Below are 18,987 nucleotides of genomic sequence, written 5' to 3'. Positions count from 1 at the left end.
TCAGACCCGGGAGTACAGGGACTCGATGGTGGCCAAGTTGGCGAAGTCCGTAGCTTGCGCCTCATCGAGTGCTTCCTCGTCGGCGCCGCAGTCAGCGAGTACCTCCAAGATGGCCACGATGGACAGCGAGTCGAGCAGACCGTCGGCGGCCAGGTCCTTGGAGTCCGCGACAGCCTGGGCGTCGTGGGCGTAGAAGACGTTCTCGATCAGGTTGTCTTTGACGGTGTTCCAGTCGTCCTTCATAACTTCTCTTTCTCGTCGTGAGGTGGGCGGGGCGTCAGCTGAGGCGCAGGCTGCGGGTGCGCTGGTAGCGCAACAGCGCCCGCAGGCCGACGGCCACTTGGCGCAGCGAGGCCACACTCCATCCGGGGGCCTGGTCGAGCAAGGGCGTCAGAACAGCGTCATCAGCCAGTTCTTCGTCGCTCATAGTGCCCAGGATGCGCAGCAGGTCGGCAGGCAGGGAGTAGTAGTAATCCTCCTGCGTCTGCTCCAGGGCGAAGGTGTCCGTTGTGGGTGGGCGAGCGATGATCTGCTCGGGAACTCCCAGCTCACGGGCAAGGGCGTAGACCTCGGGCTTGGCCAGGTCTCCGATAGCGCAGATGTCAGCCGCGTCGTCGCCGTACTTGACGACGAAGCCGGTGTCGAGCTCGTCCCCGTTGGAGGCCCCGATGACGGCGAAGTTGCGTGCCTCGGCCTCGGCATAGGCAAAGGTCATGCGTGTGCGCTGCTTACGGTTCTGGTAGGCGATGATCGCCCGCAGATCCTCCACGGATACCCGCAGCACCGTGTCGGCCTGCCCGTGCCGAGGGCCGATGACGACCTGGTAGACCAGCGCCCCGAGCCGCTTGGCCATCCGCTGGGAAGCGTTGACCGAGTAGGCGTGGGTGCTGGGGTCGTACTCGGGTGCGTAGGTGCGGATGATGCGGGTGATTTCTTCCCGGGGGCACTGAGCATCGATGGCGGAGGCGATCGACTGCTCAATCAGTTCCACGCCGGCGCTCTGCGCGGCAGCGTCGACGAATTCCTTCGTCTCCGGTCCGGTGGAGGAGTCAGGCAGGTAGAGGGCTACGACCTTGTCCGGCCCGAGGGCTTGCGCGCACAGGTGCAGCACGACGGAAGAGTCGATTCCGCCAGAGAGTTGTACGAGGGCGCCCCTTCGGCCCAATTGGTCGATTTCATCCTTGAGCCAGGTCTTTCGGGTAGGCAGTTCTGCCTTCACTTTCCGCTCTCCTTCAAACGTAGGCGATCCACGATGTGGATCTCGAACAGGGCGACCAGCGCCCCGAATTCAGGGTGTAGCAGCCGCTTGACGTCGGCCTTCTTCAGCGGGAATTCAGGCTGGGGAATGATCTCTATGACCGGGACCATGTCGCCCCCGACGCGGGCCGGTCTGGAGTCGGCGCGCACGATGATGGGGGTGAAGGCCTGCTCTACCATCGTCGTAACGCGGCGCATGTCCACCTTGGTTCCGGCCACATTGAGGACGTGGTCAGCGCGTCCACGGTGAACCAGCGAACCGTCTGGGGTGCGGATCGCCAGATCGCGAGTTCCCGTGCTCGCCCGCGGCGTCGGCCCCGGAACGGGGGTGTCGTAGGGGGCGGGCAGCGCCCATGACATGGCGAACGGCGTACGGGCCAGGATCTCCGAGGCTTCTGTTCCATCAGCGTGCTCGTGCTCGGTAGCCCGCAGCTCGAGTTCTACCCCCGGTAGCGGCTCCCCGATCAATCCCTCCACGTACTCGTTGAGCGGCCCCTGCCACATCGACAGGCGAGGGCCGAGCTCCGCCTGGCCGTACATGTTGGTCAGCCGGGCGCCGGGGCATCGTTCGGCCAGGGCCGCCGCAGCCGACCCTGACAGGCGCCCGCCCGCAACGATGAAGCGGGAGATCCGCTCGTGCTCAAGGGGAGCGCTCAACACGAGCGGAACGTGCTGCGGCAAAAGATAAAGTGCGATGTCGTCGGCCGCCTCAACATCCGCGATGGCACTGTTCAGGCTGTTCAGTCCCCAATCGCTTTCGCAGAAGGTCACGCCGACCCCACTGTGCAGGTGGCTGTTAACGATGCTGAGCCCATAAGCGAAGCCGGGCGGGGTCAAGGCGAAATAGCGGCGCTGGGGTTTCCTTGCCAGCTCTAGCGCTGCGGCGATAGCGCCCGCGTGCGCATCGACGGTGTCTCGGGTGTAGACAACACATTTCGGTGAACCGGTCGAGCCGGAAGTGAAGAAAGCCAAGGTGGGTTCGCGCTCAATGCTCCCGCCGTCCTGCTCGGCGAGCAACCGTTGCGAGTTCCCCCGCAAATCGGTGACGAGCAGCGGCAGAGCCGAACGCGGCTGCAGCATGTGCACGACCTGTGCCAAGCCCGGGTGATCCTGGGACGGCCGCACGAGGATCGACTCCTCACGTTCTGCTGCGGCCTGGTACTGCGCGAGCCCCTGCGCGAGCGCCGGATCGCTCGCTGTCACGATGTGCCTGTTGTCCACGTTCTTCCTCCCCGCGGCATGCGCGCCCGCATAGCTGCCCCTCAGCAGGCATTACGGCATGTCATTAGGAGATCCCCCCATGACGAAGCCCCTTAACGTCCGATCACCGAGTGATCGACGTTCCCAGGGGACATCGTAGGGCAATTATCGGACCGGCCGTCCTGAACGAGTGACCCGTTGTATGCGTTCGCGCTTACAGATGGGGGGTAGGCCGCGGCGCTACCCCCCATCTGCGCTGGGCGTGGCTTAGGACATCAGGACTTTCGTGTGGCGGGCGCTTTGCTGGTAGGTCGGCGTCTTGGTGCGGTCTGAACCTCGATACAGGCCTGAGCGGGAATACACCTCAGAGCTTCCGGGGTAGAAGGTGCCTGGGCGCAACCCGGTGCGTGAGGTCGGCCTCCAGCGGTCGAGTACCTTCTTGCCGTCCACCCAGACACTGATCCAACCGCTGTTAGGGTCGGAGCTGAGGTAGTCCTGAATCTTCACCTGATAGGTGCGTCCATCGACATAGGGAGCCAAGTCGTTGGCCCAGCTGTAGACGCGGCCGGCGCCGGGGTTATGTCCCTCATGGCCGTTTCCGCCGGTGATGCGCAACTGCCCGTCGGCGACGGTCAATGCGATCGACGGGCCTTTCCATTGGCCGTTGGTAGTACCGAGCAGCTGCCACAGCACGTGCCACTGACCGCGCTCGTTGGCGGCCTGCCCGAGCTTGGCGGTGACCTCAGCCTGATAGGTGGCGACGTCGCCCTCGCTATAGGAGACGGCCGCGCCGTCAAGAGCCCACCACAGTTCGCTACGACGCCGATCCGGCGCCGACTTCGTCGCGGGAAGGACGAAGTCCCATTGGTCTGCGCCGACGATGGGCTGCTGTCCGTCCCAGGCGTGGGTTTTGTAGGCGCTGAATCGGGAGCTCGGCGCGGTGGCCGCGGCCGCGGCCTTGGTGGCGGCAGCCGGTGCGGCAGAGGCCGAGCTGGGCAGGGTGGCGGCGGCGCCGCCGCCGAGAGCGGCGACCAGAGCGAGCGAGGTCGCCAGGCGGGTGGTGCGGGAGCGGGATAGGACTGAGAACATGAGCACTTCTCTTCCACTGTTGCGGGAGAGGCCGGGAGTGGCGTGGCCAGGGAGTACCTGTTCCATCGGCCGCAGGAGCGTCGGCGTGAGTGCGCAGCAGTAACGGCTGCACGAACAGCGCTCAGCTAGCGCAGATCGGAGCCCCAACCGGGCTGAAAGGCTTTGCTTAACAGCGACGGCGGGGTCGTTCAGCCAAGAGGTGCGATGTGTCTATGCCGACTTCGAGAGGCATTGGAGGGGGCCCGACGGTCCTGTACAGTCGACTTGGACAGCACATCAGGACAGTCGTCTGCTCTAGATGGTTGTTCGTCGGCCGGGGGGTCGTATATAGCGCGGCGCAGCGCTGTCAACATGCGGGGTGGAAGGAAAGTTACTGATGTCCGGACGTCTTTTGGTCGCCTCAACAGGCGGCCATCTGGAGCAATTGCATCGGTTGGAGCCGCGGCTTCGACCCACTGCTGACCGGGTGGCCTATGCCACCTTCGAAGACCAGCAGTCGAGCTCCCTGCTGGCGGGGCGCGAGGTCCACTATGTGCCGCGGATACCGCCACGAGGGGCTAAGCAGGCATTGGTCACCCTTCCGCAAGCCTTCCGCATCCTCAAAAGTGGGCAATTCTCCTCTGTGGTTTCCACAGGTTCGGCTATTGCGATTCCGTTCTTCACTGCGGCCCGAAGCCTTGGCATCGAATGTCATTACGTGGAGAGTTCCGCCCGCGTCGAAGGGCCGAGTTTGACCGGCCGAATGATGACCAAGGTGCCCGGTGTCCACCTTTACGCCCAATACGAGCGGTGGGCAGAGCGCCCGTGGGCCTACCAAGGGTCGGTGTTTGACAGTTTCACTCGGGACTCAGCGGTCAGGCCGAGCGGCGCTGGGATCAACCGGGTTGTTGTCACGCTCGGCACCATGCGCGGGTATCCGTACCGTCGTGCCGTCGATGCAGTTCAGCGCGTCCTGGCCGAGGTGGCAGCTACGGATGTTTCCGTCCTGTGGCAGGTGGGGGATACCCCGGTGGCCGACCTGGGTCTCGACGGTCGTTTCCTTGTTCCCGCCGCTGACTTGAGCGCAGCGATCAGGGACTCAGACCTGGTCTTCGCCCATGCAGGCGTGGGGTCATGTCTGCAGATTCTCGATGCGGGACGATGCCCCGTATTGCTGCCGCGGGTCGCCGCGCGTGGCGAACACATCGACGACCACCAGTGGATGATCGCCGACGAGCTCCATGGCCGCGGCCTCGCGGTCAGTCGCGATGCCGACGCGTTGACCGCAGGTGACGCGCTCGAAGCGCGCTCAAAAGGAGTGATCGCCGTGACCGCCCCGCCGTTCTCGCTGCACACCGGACATCGCTCCGTGCCGAGCAGCGGCAGCGAGGACGTCGCGGCATGAAGCTCGCAGAGCGCCTCCCCAACAGCATGGGCCAGACCCGCCTCATCGAGGATGTATCCGTGCGTCCCCTCCGGGTCTGCCTCGTCGGATCCGCACCCGCCTCTGCTCAGAGCCGCGGCGGTATGGCCAGCGTGATGGCGCTCTCCCTGCGGGGAATGGGGCCGCAGGTGCAACTCGAGCACATCACGACCTACCGGGACACCGACGCCGCCGATCGCGCCAAGGTGGGCGCGTCCGGATTGGCTCGGCTGGCAGCCCGTCTGAGCGCCCGAAACGTGGACGTCGTGCATGTGCACATGTCATACAAGGGCAGCGTGGCGCGCAAAGTTGTGGTCTTGCGCATGGCCAAGGCCTTCGGGGTACCGACCGTTCTGCACGCACACAGCCACGGTTTCAAGGCATGGTTCGATTCCTGTTCAGCTCTGACCCAGCGAGCGATTCGGCGTGGGCTTTCGGCCCAACGGTGGATCGTGCTGGGGGAGGGCCTCAAACGCGAGTATGTCGAGATGTTCGATCTGGACCCGGACCAGGTCATCGTGTTGCGCAACCCCGTGCCGCTGCGGCCAGCCCCGCAACGAGCTGAGCGGGGTAGCGATGCGCCGTTCCAACTGCTGTTCCTGGGCCGGTTGGGTCAGCGGAAGGGCACCTACGATCTCATCGCTGCGCTGGCGCGGCTACCCCGTGAACTGCGCATGCGTACGGTGCTGACCCTGGCTGGAGACGGCGAGATCGAAGAGGCCAAGCTCGCTGCGCGCCGCGCAGGGGTCGAGGACCAAGTGGTCTTCCCCGGCTGGATCGACCCTGCAGAGCGCGCCCGGCTGCTGGATCAGGCCGATGCCTTCGTGCTGCCCAGCTACGAAGAAGGCCTGCCGATGGCTTTGCTGGAGGCGATGAGTCACGGTGTGCCGGTGCTGACCTGCCCCGTCGGCGGAATCGGAGAGGTCATCCGTCACGGAGAGAACGGTCTGCTCGTGACGCCCGGCGACGTGAGCGCTCTCGTGGAGGCACTCACCGAGTTGTCTGAGCCGAAGGCGGCGGCTCGTATTGGGCAGGCTGGATGGCAAACCTCGACGCAGTTCGACGTCGAGACGTGGCGTGGCGAGTTGGTCCAGCTGTGGACCTCACTAGCCTCATGAACGCACCGACTCGCTCCTGGCCCTCGGTGACCGCCGTCATTCCGACGATTCTGCGCAGCGAGGACGAGCTACGCCGAGCCGTCGCTTCGGTCCTGGCCCAAAGCGCGCCAGTGACGGAGGCCATCGTCGTGGTCGACCGCGCGGACCCGGTGCAGGACCTTCCGGAGTTCGACGATCAGCGAGTACGCGTCATCTGCAACGAGGGACCGCACGGACCCGGCGCGGCCCGGATGTGTGGTGTCGCCGCTGCAACTGGTGAATTGATTGCCTGGCTGGACGACGATGACACCTGGACCCCGGATCGTCTGGCAGCACAACTGGACGCCTGGTCGCACTGCCCTAGGCCAGAAGTGACTATCGTTGCGGGACGCTCGCGATTGGAAGGTGCCCAGGGTTCGGTTCTGACCCCGGACCGCCCCCCGCGGACAGGCGAATTGCTCGCCGACTACCTATTTCCGCCGCCAGGCTTCGCCCGGGCTCCTCGTCGGTCCTTGTGCACCCCTTCGCTATTGATCCCGAGGTGGATCCTGCAGGCATATCCCTTGGATCTGAGCCTGCGTCGGTGGGAGGACTATGAATGGCTGCTCCGGGTCATCGACGCCGGGACGGCGCTTCTGGTCGTCCCAGACATCGCCTGCGTCATCGATCAGCGACGCGAGAGTGGTGCCTCTCTCTCCGGTAAACACCGCCCCGACGTTGATCGGCGCTGGGCACAGGAGAATCTGGCCGGGCGTTCGATGAATGCCTACGACGTATTCGTGCTGACCTATGTCGTTCCCGGTCTGGCCGGGGAACACCGCAGCACGGAGATCGCCGGAGTGTTGGCCTCGGCTCTGCGACGCGGAGCACCTGCTGCGCTGCTGATGAAGGGAGCCCTATGGGGTGTCCTGGATGAGCAGTCCAGAGAACGGTTGCGTCGAACCGTGGGGCGCTGGCGCTCCCGGTTGCGTTGAGCCCAGCGTGCTCATCAGCACAATTGGCTATGTCCGACCTGCCCTATTCTGAATGACAGGTCGAGTCCACACCGTCCATCGTTCACACCAGGGAGGGCCACCTTGCGGTTCCTTCTGGCGGTAATGCTCACCCTAGCGTGCGCCGCGCTGCTGCGGCGTAGACCGATGACGCTGCTCATGCTCGGACTTCTTCTGCACGGGCTCATCCCCTCGGTGCTGGTGGTCAGCACGTTGCAACTGGCCCGCTTCTCCCTGCACCCGGGCTCGCTCCTGGCCCTATGGGCCGCAGTGATCGTGCTGCTGGATCATCGCGCCGGCCTGTCGCGGGTCCTCAGCGAACGCTTTGAGCTCGTCGTGGTGGCTGTCGGCGTCGTCCTCTCCGGGCTGCTGCACGCACTACTGGTCACAGGCGGGCCCCCGGCGCTCGGCTTCGTCCTGGACCAGACCTTCATCCCCCTGGTGACCCTGTTCAGTGTCGGGGCGCTGTTGGTCGAGAATCCCCGCTCAATCGAGACAATCCGTTGGACGCTTGCCGGTCTGGGGGTCGCGACTGCGGTACTGGCCTTGGCCCAGTCGGCGACTAACCGGGTGCTGTTCTTTGAGAGCGCTTTCTCACAACAAGAGTGGTACGGACGCAGCGACATCCGTTGGATGGCGACCTTCGACCACCCGCTGGTGTTGTCGATGGTGTTGGCCTGCGTCATCCCGTTGATGGTCAGCGTGCGCCGCTGGTGGCTCTCGATCCCCGTGGTCTCCTTGGCGCTGGCCGGCATCGTCGTCACCGAATCCCGTTTCGGGATCGGGGTCGGGATCCTGGCCACCGGGTATGTGCTGCTGCGCGGGCGGATGTCACGCCCGGTTCGCTCGGTGATGTGGTGTGTCGCCGGGGTGGCGGCGGCCTTGGTCGTTTCGGCCGGTCTGCTAGCAGGCGTGCAGGAGCGATTCGCGACCGCAGACGACTCCACCGAAGCTCGGGTCGCCGCGGTGGAGTACTTCGTGGAGATTCTGCCGCGCTATCTGTGGTCCGGGGGTGGCACCGGGGCCAGCTATACCATCGCGGCCAACGGAGGCTTGGAGTCGAGTTTCGAGAACTCCTTCCTCATGATGATCCTGGACGTCGGGTTGCCTACAGCGTTGCTGTATTTCGGGCTCCTGGTCGCGTGCATCCTGATCGGTCTCCGGCGCCGCGCGGACGAGGGATTCATCATCTCCTCGGTCGTGGCGCTGATCTCAGTGCTGTCGTTCAGCGCGCTGGGGGTCCGCTCGGCGGTTGCCCTGATCATGTGGGTGATCGCCGCTGGCGCCCTGTTCGGGCCGGGGCGTGAATATCCCCGGGCGCCTCATCGTCGCCGCAGCGCGGCTGCCTCGCCGGCGGTGGCGCCGACTGGGGCACTCAACACAAGGAGGAATCACCGGTGAGTCATCCCACGGCCGCCATCTGGCGTTCCCAGTGGTTACCGGCATCCGAGACCTTCGTTCGGGACCACGTTACCCACCTGGACAGGTGGCGTCCCCTCACCCTGGGTCTGACGGCCGTCGACGACCGTCTCGGCATCGTGCCCGACCGTGCACCGTTCCCGGCGAACCGCCTCGGCCGCAAACTCGGCCGGTTGTCACGACGCACGGGTTACGCCGGGGTGTACGACACGTTCTTGCGCTCCCACGACGCCAGCCTGCTGCACGCGCACTTCGGTACTGATGCCACCGAGTGCCGCCGCATCGTGCGCCGCCTCGAGCTTCCCTTCATCGTCACCTTCCACGGGTACGACGCGACCGCCGCCCCCCGCCGCGACACTGACGGGCGCTATCGACGTGAGTTGGCGGAGGTCTTTGCGCAAGCCAGCGTGTTACTGCCGGTCTCCAACTTCATCGCCGGGCGAATCAAAGCCTTGGGTGCTCCCGCGGACAAGGTGCGAGTCCACTACCTGGGGATCCCGGCCCTGCCCACGGCACCGACGCCACCCGAAGGGCCCCGGCAGGGGCCTGCCCGGATCGTGTTCGTAGGGCGGCTGGAAGAAGGCAAGGGGGTCGACCACCTCATTCAGGCGTTCGCGCGCTTGCCGCGCGAACTCAGAGACGAAGCCCAGGTAGACATCCTCGGCGACGGCAGCCTGCGCCCCTCGCTCGAACGCCTGGCACACGGGATCGAAGGCCGGGTTCGGTTTCACGGCCGGGTGTCTCCGGCGGAAGTGGCCGCCACCTTGGCTGACAGCACGCTATTCGTGGGGCCATCGCAACCCACCGCAGCGGGATGGGATGAAGGGCTCGGCCTGGTTTTCCTAGAAGCTGCCCAGAACGGGGTGCCGGTGCTGTCCTATGCGACAGGCGGTGTGCCCGAGGCGGTGCAGGACGGGGTCACCGGCCTGCTGGCTCCGGTGGGCGATATGGACGCATTGACCGCGCACATGGAACTCTTACTTCGAGACACCCAGATGGCGCGACGAATGGGTGAGGCGGGTCGGGCGAGGATCGCCCGCGATTTCGACCTCAGCCGGCAGACGCAGCGACTGGAACGGATCTACGACGAGTGCGTGGGTGCGTGAGAAGTTGATGAGGCTGGAGAAACGGACCAACGGGGGCCGTGCACGCGGGGATCTCCGAGTGATGACGAGGGACTTCGGTCCAGGGGGCGACAGAGAGACATGAACGTAGGGGACTACTTTGCCGTGCTGCGGCGCTACTGGCCTGTGGTGCTGACCTCGATCCTGCTGGGCGGAATGCTCGGCGGGGCGGCCGCGCTGTCCCAGGACCGCGGCTACACCGGTCAGTCACGCATCTATGCGGTGAACCCGTTGGCTGACTCGGCATCGGTGCAGCAGATGACGGTCGGCGTAATGCGGATGGGCTCTTACGAACAGCTCGTCACCGGGACGCGGTTGGCGCGACGGATCGCCAACCGGCTGGACCTCGAACGCGACCCCGATGCCTTGGCCAGCTCGTTGAGTGTGTCCCGCGCCCGCGACACGGTAGTGATGACTGTCACAGCGACCGGGGATTCAGCTGAAGAGGTGGGGGCGGTGCTACGGGTGCTACCCGAGGAACTCACCACCACCCTCAAAGAGGTCTCCCAAGAGAACCGGACCCCTCCCGAGGCAGCCACCAGTTTCGTCGCCATCGACGGCCCGCGGGTGGCTCCGGCGCGCTCCCTGCGTGGCCTGCTGACCTCCGGCCTCCTCGGGGCAATCCTGGGGATGGTTGTCGGTCTGGTGGCTAGCGCCTTGCTGACCCGGCGCAACCCTGTCGTGCAGACACCGGCCCATGTCGCGCAGGTGATGGACACCCCCGTGATCGCGGTCATGCCCACCGTGCCTGGCGGCGTCGAGGCCGACCAGCACGAACGCCAGGTGTCGGTGGCGGCCCACCGCCTTGCGCTGGCCGTTCAAAACCAGCTCGATCAGGCTGGTCACCCGGTCATCGCCGTTACCGGCACCGCCGCGGGCGTAGGAGCGAGTACGACGGCCATGGCCCTGACCCGGGCTCTGGCCGAGCGTGGCCACGAGGTGTGTTTCGTCAACGCCAGTGCGGCTGGCGGACGCGTCGAATCTTTCGCCGGAGGAGGAGCTGTCACCTCTGAACTGGGCAGTCTGCCGACGGGCCGCGCCGCGCTGATCCAGTCCGCGCATCACGCGCCGATCCGGGTGTTGGACCTGCGCAGCGAAGGAGCTTTCGTCGCGTCGCAGGTACGCGAGACGCTACGCAGTGGACAAGGGGAGGCGCAGTTCACCGTGATCGATCTGCCGCCGATTGAGCACCTCGCTACGGCGACCTGCTTCTTGGATCACGCCAGTGCGGCCGTACTGGTGTACAGCCAACGCACCTCGCGGGAGAGGGATCTGGAGCGTGGTCTTGACGTGCTCGACGCGGTGAGCCCGGTGTCTGGTGTCCTGGTCGCGAATGAGGGTGCCCGCACGCGGAGGTCGACTCCTCGAGACAACCGGTCGTGGAAACGGGGACAGCAGACGGCGCCCTGATCGTCTTCGCCGCCCCATCCGAAGGTAGGGCGGCACAGCCCAGGGGCAGAGGCCGATTTGCTGATGTCGCCCTGGCAGTCGAGGATCGGTACCTCCAGAGCCCACCGACCAGGAGGCACCTCCCCGTGAGATGGCGTGCCCTTCCCGCAGCCGGAGCCGCCCTGGTGGTGTTCGCTGGCGTTGGGGGCTGTGGAGCGCCCACGCAGCCGGATCCAACCGCCAGTCGGCGGGTGATGAGCGATCCCTCGGTGACTTATGTCTCATGCGGTGGCGAAGGGGACGCGCGTCGTGCCCACACCCAAGAGAACGGTGAGCCCCCGATCTGCTACGGCTCGTCATGGAATTTCGTTCTCCCGGCGGACCCGACGCCGGCGCCCCGCAGGCGCAGTGAGGTCTTCGTCTCCCAGGGCCGCGAGCCGCGAACGTATCGCCCCGGTGACGAGGTGCACTTCGCTGCGACCATCACCGGCTTCCTCGGTGCGGCTGCGGATACCACGACTGATTGGCATGTGCTCTGGCAGGTGCTCGGCCAGACCAATGGGCAGTGGAAGGGCCCGTCAATGGCGCTCATCGTTGCCGACGGGCGGCTGGCGCTCAGCGGCGGCAACGGGCACCCAGAACACGGCGAGGGCAACTCCTACCAGTGGAACCGGCTGATCACCCCTTACCGCGACGGAACCCCATACCGGATTGAGATTGACTCCCGGTTGGACGCCGAGGACGGCTGGGTCACCGTGCGACTGGACGGCGAGACGGTGCTTGACCGCTACCGACCCCGCACCGCTGAAGGCAAACGGTTGGGGACGGTCTACCCGGGGCAGGACGAACTCACCGAGCGGTACGGCCTGTACCGCGGAAGCGACGCCAAGCCCCCCGCTTACGCCCAGATGGTGCGCCAGGACGTCGTCGAGGAGTAGCTAGGGCGTCAGTGCGCGCGCTACCTCTTCGCCCATCGCCTGATGGCCTTCGCCGTTGGGGTGCAGCGCGCCGGGGCTGAACGGGCCGTTGACCCAGGACTGCTTGGAGCACAGCCCATGCTGGAGGCCGTCCTCGGGTTCGAAGACGTCGTTGGGGTCGATGAACACCACGCGGACGTTGCGGCTGCGCAGCACCGAAGAAGCCTGCTTCACGGCAGCCTTGGTGCGGGTGTTGAGTTCGGTGATGGCCGAGCGGATCTGCACTATGTCTTCGAAAGCCATCCCGTCGCAGTTGCCCACTTCAGCTACCAGCTCGGCAGAGGCCGTGCCCTGGGCGGTCACCACATGCTGCGGATCGGCGAAGAGCTGGGGGTAGCCGTGCACCAAGATGGTGCCGCCAGGCTCGGTGATCCCGGCGAGCTGGGCGATCACAGACGCGCCTTGCGCCGGTGAGCGCCACAGCGGCACGGATCCTTGGGCCAACTCGCCAGCCTCAGGGCCACCGGTCAGGGCGGCGATTTGGGGGTCGAGCGCCGCGACCTCTTCTCGGCACCGGCCCCACCGCGGGGAGGTCCAGGTCATCGGGGTGTCGGAGCGGTCCACGTTCAGGCACGTCTCGGTGACTTTGCCGAGATTGATGTTGTTGGCACCGAAGGAGAAGGACACCAGATCCCAGCGCTGCCCGCGCTTGCCAGCAGCGGCGATTTCGGCGCTGACACGTTCCGGGTCGGGTGTCGAGGTGGCCCCGACCAGGGAGGGCAACTCCACACCTGCACGGGTGTAAGCCTCCGCCGTCTGGCGCAGCCAATCGTCGGTGATCGATCCTGAGCATGCAGTGAAGCTCAGATCGGCCACCGCGCCCTGCTTGCGCAGTTGGCGGAACGCGACCACCGGCCAGGCGAGGGCAGGAGTGTCGGCCGGGATCTCGACGTCGACCCCGTCGGCCCGCCGGCAGTTCTGCCCCCATGGGGTCTTCACCGGTGAGAGGTAGGGGATACCGAAGCCGGAGCTGATGCTGTCCCCGATCGCCAACCACCGGCCGCGCGGACTGGGGGCAGCCGGTGCGGCAGGCGTCTCGGCGATGGCCGGGGTGCTGACTGCGGGGGAGGTGAGCAACCCACAGGCCAGCGTCACGGTGAGCAGGGCTGCACCACAGCGGTACTGACGGCGTTTCACGAGGCCACCCCTAAGGTCGTCAAGCGGGTTTGGACGAGGGCGATAGCCAGGCGGGCTGACTGCACCTGTCGGGCCTGGACGGGAGTGCCTCCGGCGCATGCGGTCAGCAGTTGGCCGACCTCTGTTCGCGCATGGAGCAGCAGCGTCGTGAGCGTCTCGTCCTTGACGCGTCCCGCCGCGGCGAACAGGTCATCGGGTGGGGCTGCGAGCCCCAGCGCGGAGGCCACCGGAGCGCAGTCGGCGGCGGCGAGTCGGTCTTCGCCGGCCACCAGTCGAGCGGACTCTCGGGTGAAGCCGTGAATGATGTCGGCATCCTCAGCGGAGCTGAATACCTCATCTCCCGTCAGCTTCGGTTCGGCGACCCCTTCCAGGAGTTGTTCGGCCTGGGCGATGGCCGGCGAGGGCAGCGGTGGGGCGGGCTCGCTCTCGGGTTGGCTACATGCTGTCGTCGGCAGGCAAACGACAACGCTCAGCAGCGCGGCCGCGATGAACCGGCTGCCGGTGCCCCCACCGTTGTCGTACCTCGCCCCACATCGACCGACTGTCATTTCATCAGGCTAGCGCCGCTCGACCCGGGGACCGCACCACTATCGGTGCGCGCCGTGCTCAGTCACTCCGCGATGACGAGCAGTTAACGCCCTATTAGCGGGTGTGAGAGTATGGCGAAGTCCGGAAAGGGGCCTCTGAGAGGCCTGGAGTGTATGCGGCTATGGCGCTGCAACCGAGACCAGCTGGCCTAGCTCACCGGCCACCCCAGTTCCCGTTCTCCTCCCCATTGTTGGGCCTTGTGAAAGGAAGACATGGCCAGTCTTGGCGCTGTAGCAGCTCGTGGTGCTCGGGTTGTCATGTCCGCGCAGATGGCCCGATTGGCCATTCAGCTCGGATCTTTGGTCGTGATGTCGCGACTATTGACACCCCAGCAGGTGGGCCTTGTGGCGATGGTCACAGCCGTCATCAACGTGGCGGATCTCATTCGCGATTTCGGGCTCTCCTCTGGCGCGATTCAGGCGAAGACGCTCAGTCGGGGCGAACGCGACAATCTCTTCTGGGTGAACCTGAGCCTGGGGCTGGCGTGCACGCTGGTGGCTGCGGCCATCGCGCCGTTGCTCGCCCTGCTCTACTCCGAGCCGAAGGTCACACTGGTGACTTGGGTGCTCTCGGTGTCGTTCCTCATCTCGGGGGCGACGACCCAATATCGGGCTGGACTGACTCGCGCGATGCGTTTTCGTCAGATCGCCGCTATCGACGTGGGCTCCCAGATCGTCGCGACGGCAACCGGAATCACGATGGCGCTCAACGGATTTGGCTACTGGGCGATCGTGGCGCAGCAACTCACCATGGTGTCTTGCGCGCTGATCGGGAACGTGGCGCTGAGTGCTTGGGTGCCCCGACTTCCGAGACGAGATGTCGAGACGAAGAAGTTCTTCCGCTTCGGTGGCCCCATTCTGGGAACGAACCTGCTCGGGTATGCACTCAACAACATCGACAACATCGGGCTAGGTGCCGTGGCTGGTCCGGCATCCGTCGGTCTGTACAGCCGCGCTTATCAGTTGCTCATGGTGCCCCTCGGTGTCCTGAATGGCCCGATGAGTGGCGTTGCTTTCCCGGTGTTGGCCAAAGTGCAGGACGACGAGGAGCGCTTCGTGCGCTTCGTGCGCCGTTTTCACCTCATTAGTGCGTATCTCTTCGGCCTGGGATTCGGTGTCATGGCTGGCCTTGCTCTGCCAATCGTCGACATCCTGCTGGGAGACAAGTGGAATGCAGCGGCGCCTATCGTTGCCGTGCTGGCGCTCGGTGGCATCTTCAAGGCCCTGACCATGGTCTTTTATCAGGTCTATGTTGCGCGTGGCGCTACCGGCGAACTATTCAAGCTTTACTTGCGCACTCGCCCAATAATGTTGCTGCTCATCCTTGCCGGACTTCCATGGGGTCCGCTGGGAGTTGCCTGGGGCCACCTTGTGGCCGCCATATGGTTCTGGGCTTATTCGTTGCGGCGCGTAGCGAAGCTAACTGCGTTGCCGATCGGTGAGGTGACGTCGGAGTCTGTGCGCGCAGTCCTTCTGCTCTCGCTGCCGGTGGCCTTGTCTGCGCACTTCGTCACCACGCTGATCACAAACCCCTGGTTGCAGCTGCTGGCTGGCTCGGGAGCTGTCGTTGCGTGGTGCCTCGTCGTACTCTTCATCCGCCCCATCCGGCACGACCTGCAGGATGTGTGGTCAGCGGTCAAGCCTGCCTTCGTCCGCTGAGCACACCCGCTGAGAACGGCGTGGGTTACGGCTTGATGACTCTCGCGGTAGGCGGGGCCACCAACGAGCCTGCGGGTACGTCCCGCAGCACCACAGCGTTGGCGCCGACGCGGACCCCGTCACCGATGGTGACGCGTCCGAGCACCTTCGCGCCCGCGCTGATCGTCACGTTGTCGCCGAGGGTCGGGCAGCCGTCATCGTTGGTGAAACCCAAGGTCACTCCCTGGTTGACCCAGGCATTCCTGCCGATCCTTTCGCAGCCGATATAGCTGGCGTCCCCGTGTTGGATGTAGAAACCCGGACCCACCTTGGCCGGGTCCATGTACAGGTGAAGGCTGCGTACTCCGGGGAAGAGGGGCTCCACGAGGCGGCCGGTGAGCCCCATCCGCCAATAGACCAAAGAACGGAACTCCGGGACGGTGGCCAGCAGAAAACGCAAGGCCTGCTGCTTGTCCAGCTTCAAGTTGCGGACGCGGATCCATCGCTCAAGGTCAGCTTCGACCATGCGGCGCCTGGGGCTGCGGCACAGCAGAGTCAGCAACGGAGTCAGGCGCACATAAGAAATCCCCCGCCAGGCCCGCTTCATGGCGTTCTTCAGTTCTGCCTCATCAATATTGGTCAGTTCGGCCGGGCGCCGTCCCACTGATCGGATTGCCTTTTTCACGCTGTTCCCCCCGTTCGACACACGCTGCGATCTCGTCCGCAGCCCCCGTTGATCTTACGAGCTTGGCAGAAAGAGCCGTGCGACGATAAATCTCGCCTCGATCACGATCCGTGACCGGTGCGGCTGTGTTCGGCGAATGTTCATCGCCCGCGGCGATATTCGACGTCGTGTAGGCCCAGTGCCGCGGTCAGCGCTCCCTTGCCGCGAGCCACATCTACCGCTGCTGCTCCGGCGAGGTCTGCGTCGGCCGAATGGGTTGCCCGCAGGCCCGCAATACTGCCCCGCACGATCCGCCACGCTCCGCGTCCGGCGTGCTCGGCTCGAGTCCGGAGTCGGCGCGCTCCACTCGCGGCGGTCAGGATCTGCAACCGGGTGCCCGCATTGGTCGTCCTGCGGGTTCGGCGTGCCACCCACCCTGCCTCCGCCCGGGAAGCAGGCACGAGCTCGCGCACCACAGCCTCGTCGCACCAACGCAGATCGGCGCCCGCTGCCACCAGCGCACGCGTCAACGCTGAGTCACTGCCCCCGGTGAGACCGAACCGGTCATCGAACCGTAGCCCGGTGCGGCGCAGAATCTCCGTGCTCAGCAGGAGGTTGTTGGTTGCAGCCTCCGGCATCTGGGTCCCCGTCGGGTGGCTGAGCCGGTCGAAGACCCGCGAGGCGCGCACCCAGCGATCCGGCGGGGAGGAGAATTCGTACTCCACCGGGCCCGTCACGCCGTCGCAACCTGCGCTGAGCCAGGCGTCGATGAGGCGTTGCAGCCACTGCGGGGCCGGGACCTCGTCGTCGTCGATGAAAACCACCGCGTCTTCGGCGGCGGCGGCCTGCAGCCCGGCGTTGCGGGCAGCTGCGATGCCGGGGCGGGGTTCATGTACATAGGTCAGCTCGGCGCCCTGGGCCTGGAGTTCGGCGACCACCTGTTGCGCGCTGGCGTCGGGATCGTTGTCGATGATGATCAACCGGACGGCGGCGCGGTCACACTCGGCGACCTGTTCCAGGATCGGGGCGACGGCGCGGGCCAACCCCTCCGGGCGTCGGAAGGTACACATAGTGATGGCGACATGTGGCAACTCGTTGGGCATGGTTGCTCCTCCATTACGGGAAAAGGTGATGGGTGGACAGGCCTTAACCACAACGAAGAGTGGGCGCCAGTTCATGTCATCATATGATCCCGGCGCAGCCCTGCGTCGCTCAGCATCGCGAACGCCTCTGGGCTCACAGACGCACTTTCGTGGTTCTGCATTTTCGAAGGAGGGGATATGGCGCCGTCATTACGGGGGGTCCGCCGCCGCGGACTCACACAGCTTGCTGTTCAGCGGATTCGGTTGGAGGCGAAGCTATCGGGGCTGGGGATTGAGACCGAGATCGACCCGCGGGCAGACATCTCGTCGCGGGTGATCCTGCATTTCTGGGGTGAGCCCGGATCCACAATTGCGCTCAAGATCGGCCCGAACGTGCGCATCGAGGACGGGGCTGTCCTGCGCCTGAAGGGCGGGTGCTCGGTCGAGTTGGGCGAGGGCTCGGTGGTGCGCACGGGCGCCGTGCTGAACGTCAGCGGCCGGCTCGAACTCAAGGGGCACAACCTTGTGTCGTGGGGCACCGTCATCCACTCCGCCGAGCGGGTAGTCATCGGGGAGTACACCGGCATGAGTGAGGGTGTCACGGTCGTGGATAGCACCCACTACCGCACGGCTCCGGGTGATGACGGCTATCTGAACGCGATCGCTACGCCGGTCACGGTCGGTAGCCGCACCTGGTTGGCCTCCAAATCGGTGGTTCTGCCGGGCGTCACCATCGGCGACGAGGTCACCCTGGCGGCCCTGAGCACGGCTGGGCGCGACATCCCGGCTGGTGCCCTCGCCGCAGGTTCCCCGGCGCGGGTGCTCCGTGAGCGCTACGACGGGCCATCTCCGGCCGAACGGCAAAACGCCACCGCGGTAGCGCCGGACTCGCTCAGCTAGACCTGGCTGCCACTTCGCCTACCGGTGAGGCGAAGTGGCGCGCCTGGACGTGGGTGGGCTCTCAGGGGTTGACCGCGGTGCCGGTGAGCGGGGATGTGTCGCCGTGGCCGCCGAGTACGTCCACGATGCGCTGGCCCAGCATCGGAGCCGCCTTCTTGGACAGCTCGTCGTTGGGGTGAGAGTCTTTCTCGCCGCTGGCGTAGCGGGGCGCCAGGACGCCGTTCTCCGCTGCTATCGCTCGGAAGTCCCAGACGAAGATATTGTCCCCGGGTTCATCCCAGGAGGTCCTGACCCATTCGGCGAACTCGTCGGCGCGAGCGGCCTGCTCCGGCGAGGTGTTCGCGGCGACGTGCGGCGGCAGCGTCCACACCAGGAACTTCGTGTCGGGGAACTCGCGCATCTTGGCCTTGAGCGCCTCGTACTGGAGCTTGTAGTTCTCCACAGACTTGTTCTTGGAGGAAACGTCGGGTTCGCCCTTGAGCGGTTCCATCTCAGAGCCGATGTAGCAGTGCTTCCACACGACGAGGTCGTAGGCGGGGGCTATCTGTTCAAGCGTGGGCTGCTTACGGAAGGCATCCTGGCCGGAATGCTGCACCCACAACTGCCAGTAGTCGTGCGGGTCATTACTCCAGGGGTACGGCTTGTCGGGGTAAGAACGTTCCACCAGGTGGTAATTCGCCCCAGTGTCTTTGTTGTGCTGTTCGATCCACTCCGGCAGCCCACCCTGCCAAATCCGTTTTCCGGTGCTGTGGTGGATGAACAGAACCTTCGGCGCCTCTTCCGGTAGATCCGCCGGCACCATCTCGGGGCCGGCGGCGCCGCAGGCCGCCAGCAGTACCCCGGATCCGAGCCCGGTGACGAGCCCGATCGCTCGTCGCCTTATCTTCCCCACCAGCTGCTGCATCCTGTTCTCCTCCTGAGCTCGCCAGCACCTGCGACATCCGTCCGGCAGAAGTCTCCCAGGCGCTTGATCGAGTGTCCAAAGACCAGGGCATGAGGTTGTCACCACCGGCGCCTACCCTTGTCGATGGTC

At 65.6% G+C, this 18,987-nt stretch carries 18 protein-coding genes; 9 read left to right on the top strand and 9 right to left on the bottom strand.

The window, feature by feature from the left end:
• The 4 genes from G9V96_RS05950 to G9V96_RS05935 all read right to left on the bottom strand — a co-directional run bounded on the left by G9V96_RS05950 (position 1) and on the right by G9V96_RS05935 (position 3,546).
• Entirely contained in the window at positions 1 to 243 is a 243-nt protein-coding gene (locus G9V96_RS05950) for a hypothetical protein (protein WP_168582215.1), read from the bottom strand.
• Positions 244 to 277: 34 nt separating this feature from the next.
• Positions 278 to 1,219 carry an NAD(+) synthase gene (gene nadE, locus G9V96_RS05945; RefSeq protein WP_168582214.1) on the bottom strand — a complete coding sequence of 314 codons (942 nt, stop codon included), beginning with the start codon at positions 1,217 to 1,219 and terminating at the stop codon, positions 278 to 280.
• On the bottom strand, positions 1,216 to 2,460 hold the full coding sequence (locus G9V96_RS05940; RefSeq protein WP_168582213.1) for an AMP-binding protein: 1,245 nt from the start codon (positions 2,458 to 2,460) through the stop codon (positions 1,216 to 1,218). Before G9V96_RS05940 ends, nadE begins: the two co-directional genes overlap by 4 nt.
• Before the next feature lie 264 nt (positions 2,461 to 2,724).
• Positions 2,725 to 3,546: a heparin lyase I family protein gene (locus tag G9V96_RS05935; protein WP_168582212.1), complete on the bottom strand. Its 822-nt coding sequence runs from the start codon at positions 3,544 to 3,546 to the stop codon at positions 2,725 to 2,727.
• A gap of 376 nt (positions 3,547 to 3,922) precedes the next feature.
• Between G9V96_RS05935 and G9V96_RS05930 the strand changes: the two genes are divergently transcribed.
• From G9V96_RS05930 to G9V96_RS05900, 7 genes are all read left to right on the top strand, one after another.
• Positions 3,923 to 4,930, top strand: a complete 1,008-nt coding sequence (locus G9V96_RS05930; protein WP_168582211.1) for a glycosyltransferase — start codon at positions 3,923 to 3,925, stop codon at positions 4,928 to 4,930.
• Positions 4,927 to 6,066, top strand: coding sequence for a glycosyltransferase family 4 protein (locus tag G9V96_RS05925; RefSeq protein ID WP_168582210.1), 1,140 nt, complete (start codon positions 4,927 to 4,929; stop codon positions 6,064 to 6,066). The genes G9V96_RS05930 and G9V96_RS05925 overlap by 4 nt, the downstream gene beginning before the upstream one ends.
• Entirely contained in the window at positions 6,063 to 7,019 is a 957-nt protein-coding gene (locus tag G9V96_RS05920; protein WP_168582209.1) for a glycosyltransferase family 2 protein, read from the top strand. Before G9V96_RS05925 ends, G9V96_RS05920 begins: the two co-directional genes overlap by 4 nt.
• Before the next feature lie 123 nt (positions 7,020 to 7,142).
• Entirely contained in the window at positions 7,143 to 8,438 is a 1,296-nt protein-coding gene (locus tag G9V96_RS05915) for an O-antigen ligase family protein (RefSeq protein ID WP_168582208.1), read from the top strand.
• The gene (locus G9V96_RS05910; protein WP_168582207.1) at positions 8,435 to 9,562 is read left to right on the top strand and encodes a glycosyltransferase; all 1,128 of its coding nucleotides are present in this window, start codon (positions 8,435 to 8,437) and stop codon (positions 9,560 to 9,562) included. Before G9V96_RS05915 ends, G9V96_RS05910 begins: the two co-directional genes overlap by 4 nt.
• Before the next feature lie 99 nt (positions 9,563 to 9,661).
• Positions 9,662 to 10,990 (top strand): hypothetical protein, encoded by a 1,329-nt coding sequence (locus G9V96_RS05905; RefSeq protein WP_168582206.1) that lies wholly within the window; start codon positions 9,662 to 9,664, stop codon positions 10,988 to 10,990.
• A gap of 233 nt (positions 10,991 to 11,223) precedes the next feature.
• Positions 11,224 to 11,907 (top strand): heparin lyase I family protein, encoded by a 684-nt coding sequence (locus tag G9V96_RS05900; protein ID WP_168582205.1) that lies wholly within the window; start codon positions 11,224 to 11,226, stop codon positions 11,905 to 11,907.
• Here G9V96_RS05900 and G9V96_RS05895 read toward each other — a convergent pair whose 3' ends face one another.
• Both G9V96_RS05895 and G9V96_RS05890 read right to left on the bottom strand, forming a co-directional pair.
• On the bottom strand, positions 11,908 to 13,083 hold the full coding sequence (locus tag G9V96_RS05895) for an SGNH/GDSL hydrolase family protein (RefSeq protein WP_168582204.1): 1,176 nt from the start codon (positions 13,081 to 13,083) through the stop codon (positions 11,908 to 11,910).
• Positions 13,080 to 13,631, bottom strand: a complete 552-nt coding sequence (locus G9V96_RS05890) for a hypothetical protein (RefSeq protein WP_168582203.1) — start codon at positions 13,629 to 13,631, stop codon at positions 13,080 to 13,082. The genes G9V96_RS05895 and G9V96_RS05890 overlap by 4 nt, the downstream gene beginning before the upstream one ends.
• A gap of 252 nt (positions 13,632 to 13,883) precedes the next feature.
• Here G9V96_RS05890 and G9V96_RS05885 point away from each other — a divergent pair, with 252 nt between their 5' ends.
• A complete protein-coding gene (locus G9V96_RS05885; RefSeq protein WP_226913513.1) occupies positions 13,884 to 15,329 on the top strand; it encodes a lipopolysaccharide biosynthesis protein in 1,446 nt (481 codons plus the stop codon).
• 25 nt (positions 15,330 to 15,354) lie between these two features.
• Here G9V96_RS05885 and G9V96_RS05880 read toward each other — a convergent pair whose 3' ends face one another.
• Positions 15,355 to 15,993, bottom strand: a complete 639-nt coding sequence (locus G9V96_RS05880) for a serine acetyltransferase (protein WP_168582201.1) — start codon at positions 15,991 to 15,993, stop codon at positions 15,355 to 15,357.
• 140 nt (positions 15,994 to 16,133) lie between these two features.
• Positions 16,134 to 17,075 carry a glycosyltransferase family 2 protein gene (locus G9V96_RS05875; protein ID WP_168582200.1) on the bottom strand — a complete coding sequence of 314 codons (942 nt, stop codon included), beginning with the start codon at positions 17,073 to 17,075 and terminating at the stop codon, positions 16,134 to 16,136.
• A gap of 177 nt (positions 17,076 to 17,252) precedes the next feature.
• Here G9V96_RS05875 and G9V96_RS05870 point away from each other — a divergent pair, with 177 nt between their 5' ends.
• Complete coding sequence (locus G9V96_RS05870) at positions 17,253 to 17,954, top strand: acyltransferase (RefSeq protein WP_168582199.1); 702 nt, start codon at positions 17,253 to 17,255, stop codon at positions 17,952 to 17,954.
• A gap of 61 nt (positions 17,955 to 18,015) precedes the next feature.
• On the opposite strand, the gene G9V96_RS05865 is transcribed toward G9V96_RS05870, so the two are convergent.
• The gene (locus G9V96_RS05865) at positions 18,016 to 18,858 is read right to left on the bottom strand and encodes an SGNH/GDSL hydrolase family protein (protein ID WP_168582198.1); all 843 of its coding nucleotides are present in this window, start codon (positions 18,856 to 18,858) and stop codon (positions 18,016 to 18,018) included.
• Positions 18,859 to 18,987: the final 129 nt, after the last annotated feature.

The sequence above is a fragment of the Gephyromycinifex aptenodytis genome (assembly GCF_012277275.1).
GTDB classification, from domain to species: Bacteria; Actinomycetota; Actinomycetes; order Actinomycetales; family Dermatophilaceae; genus Gephyromycinifex; species Gephyromycinifex aptenodytis.
This window is presented reverse-complemented; position numbering and strand designations above follow the sequence as displayed.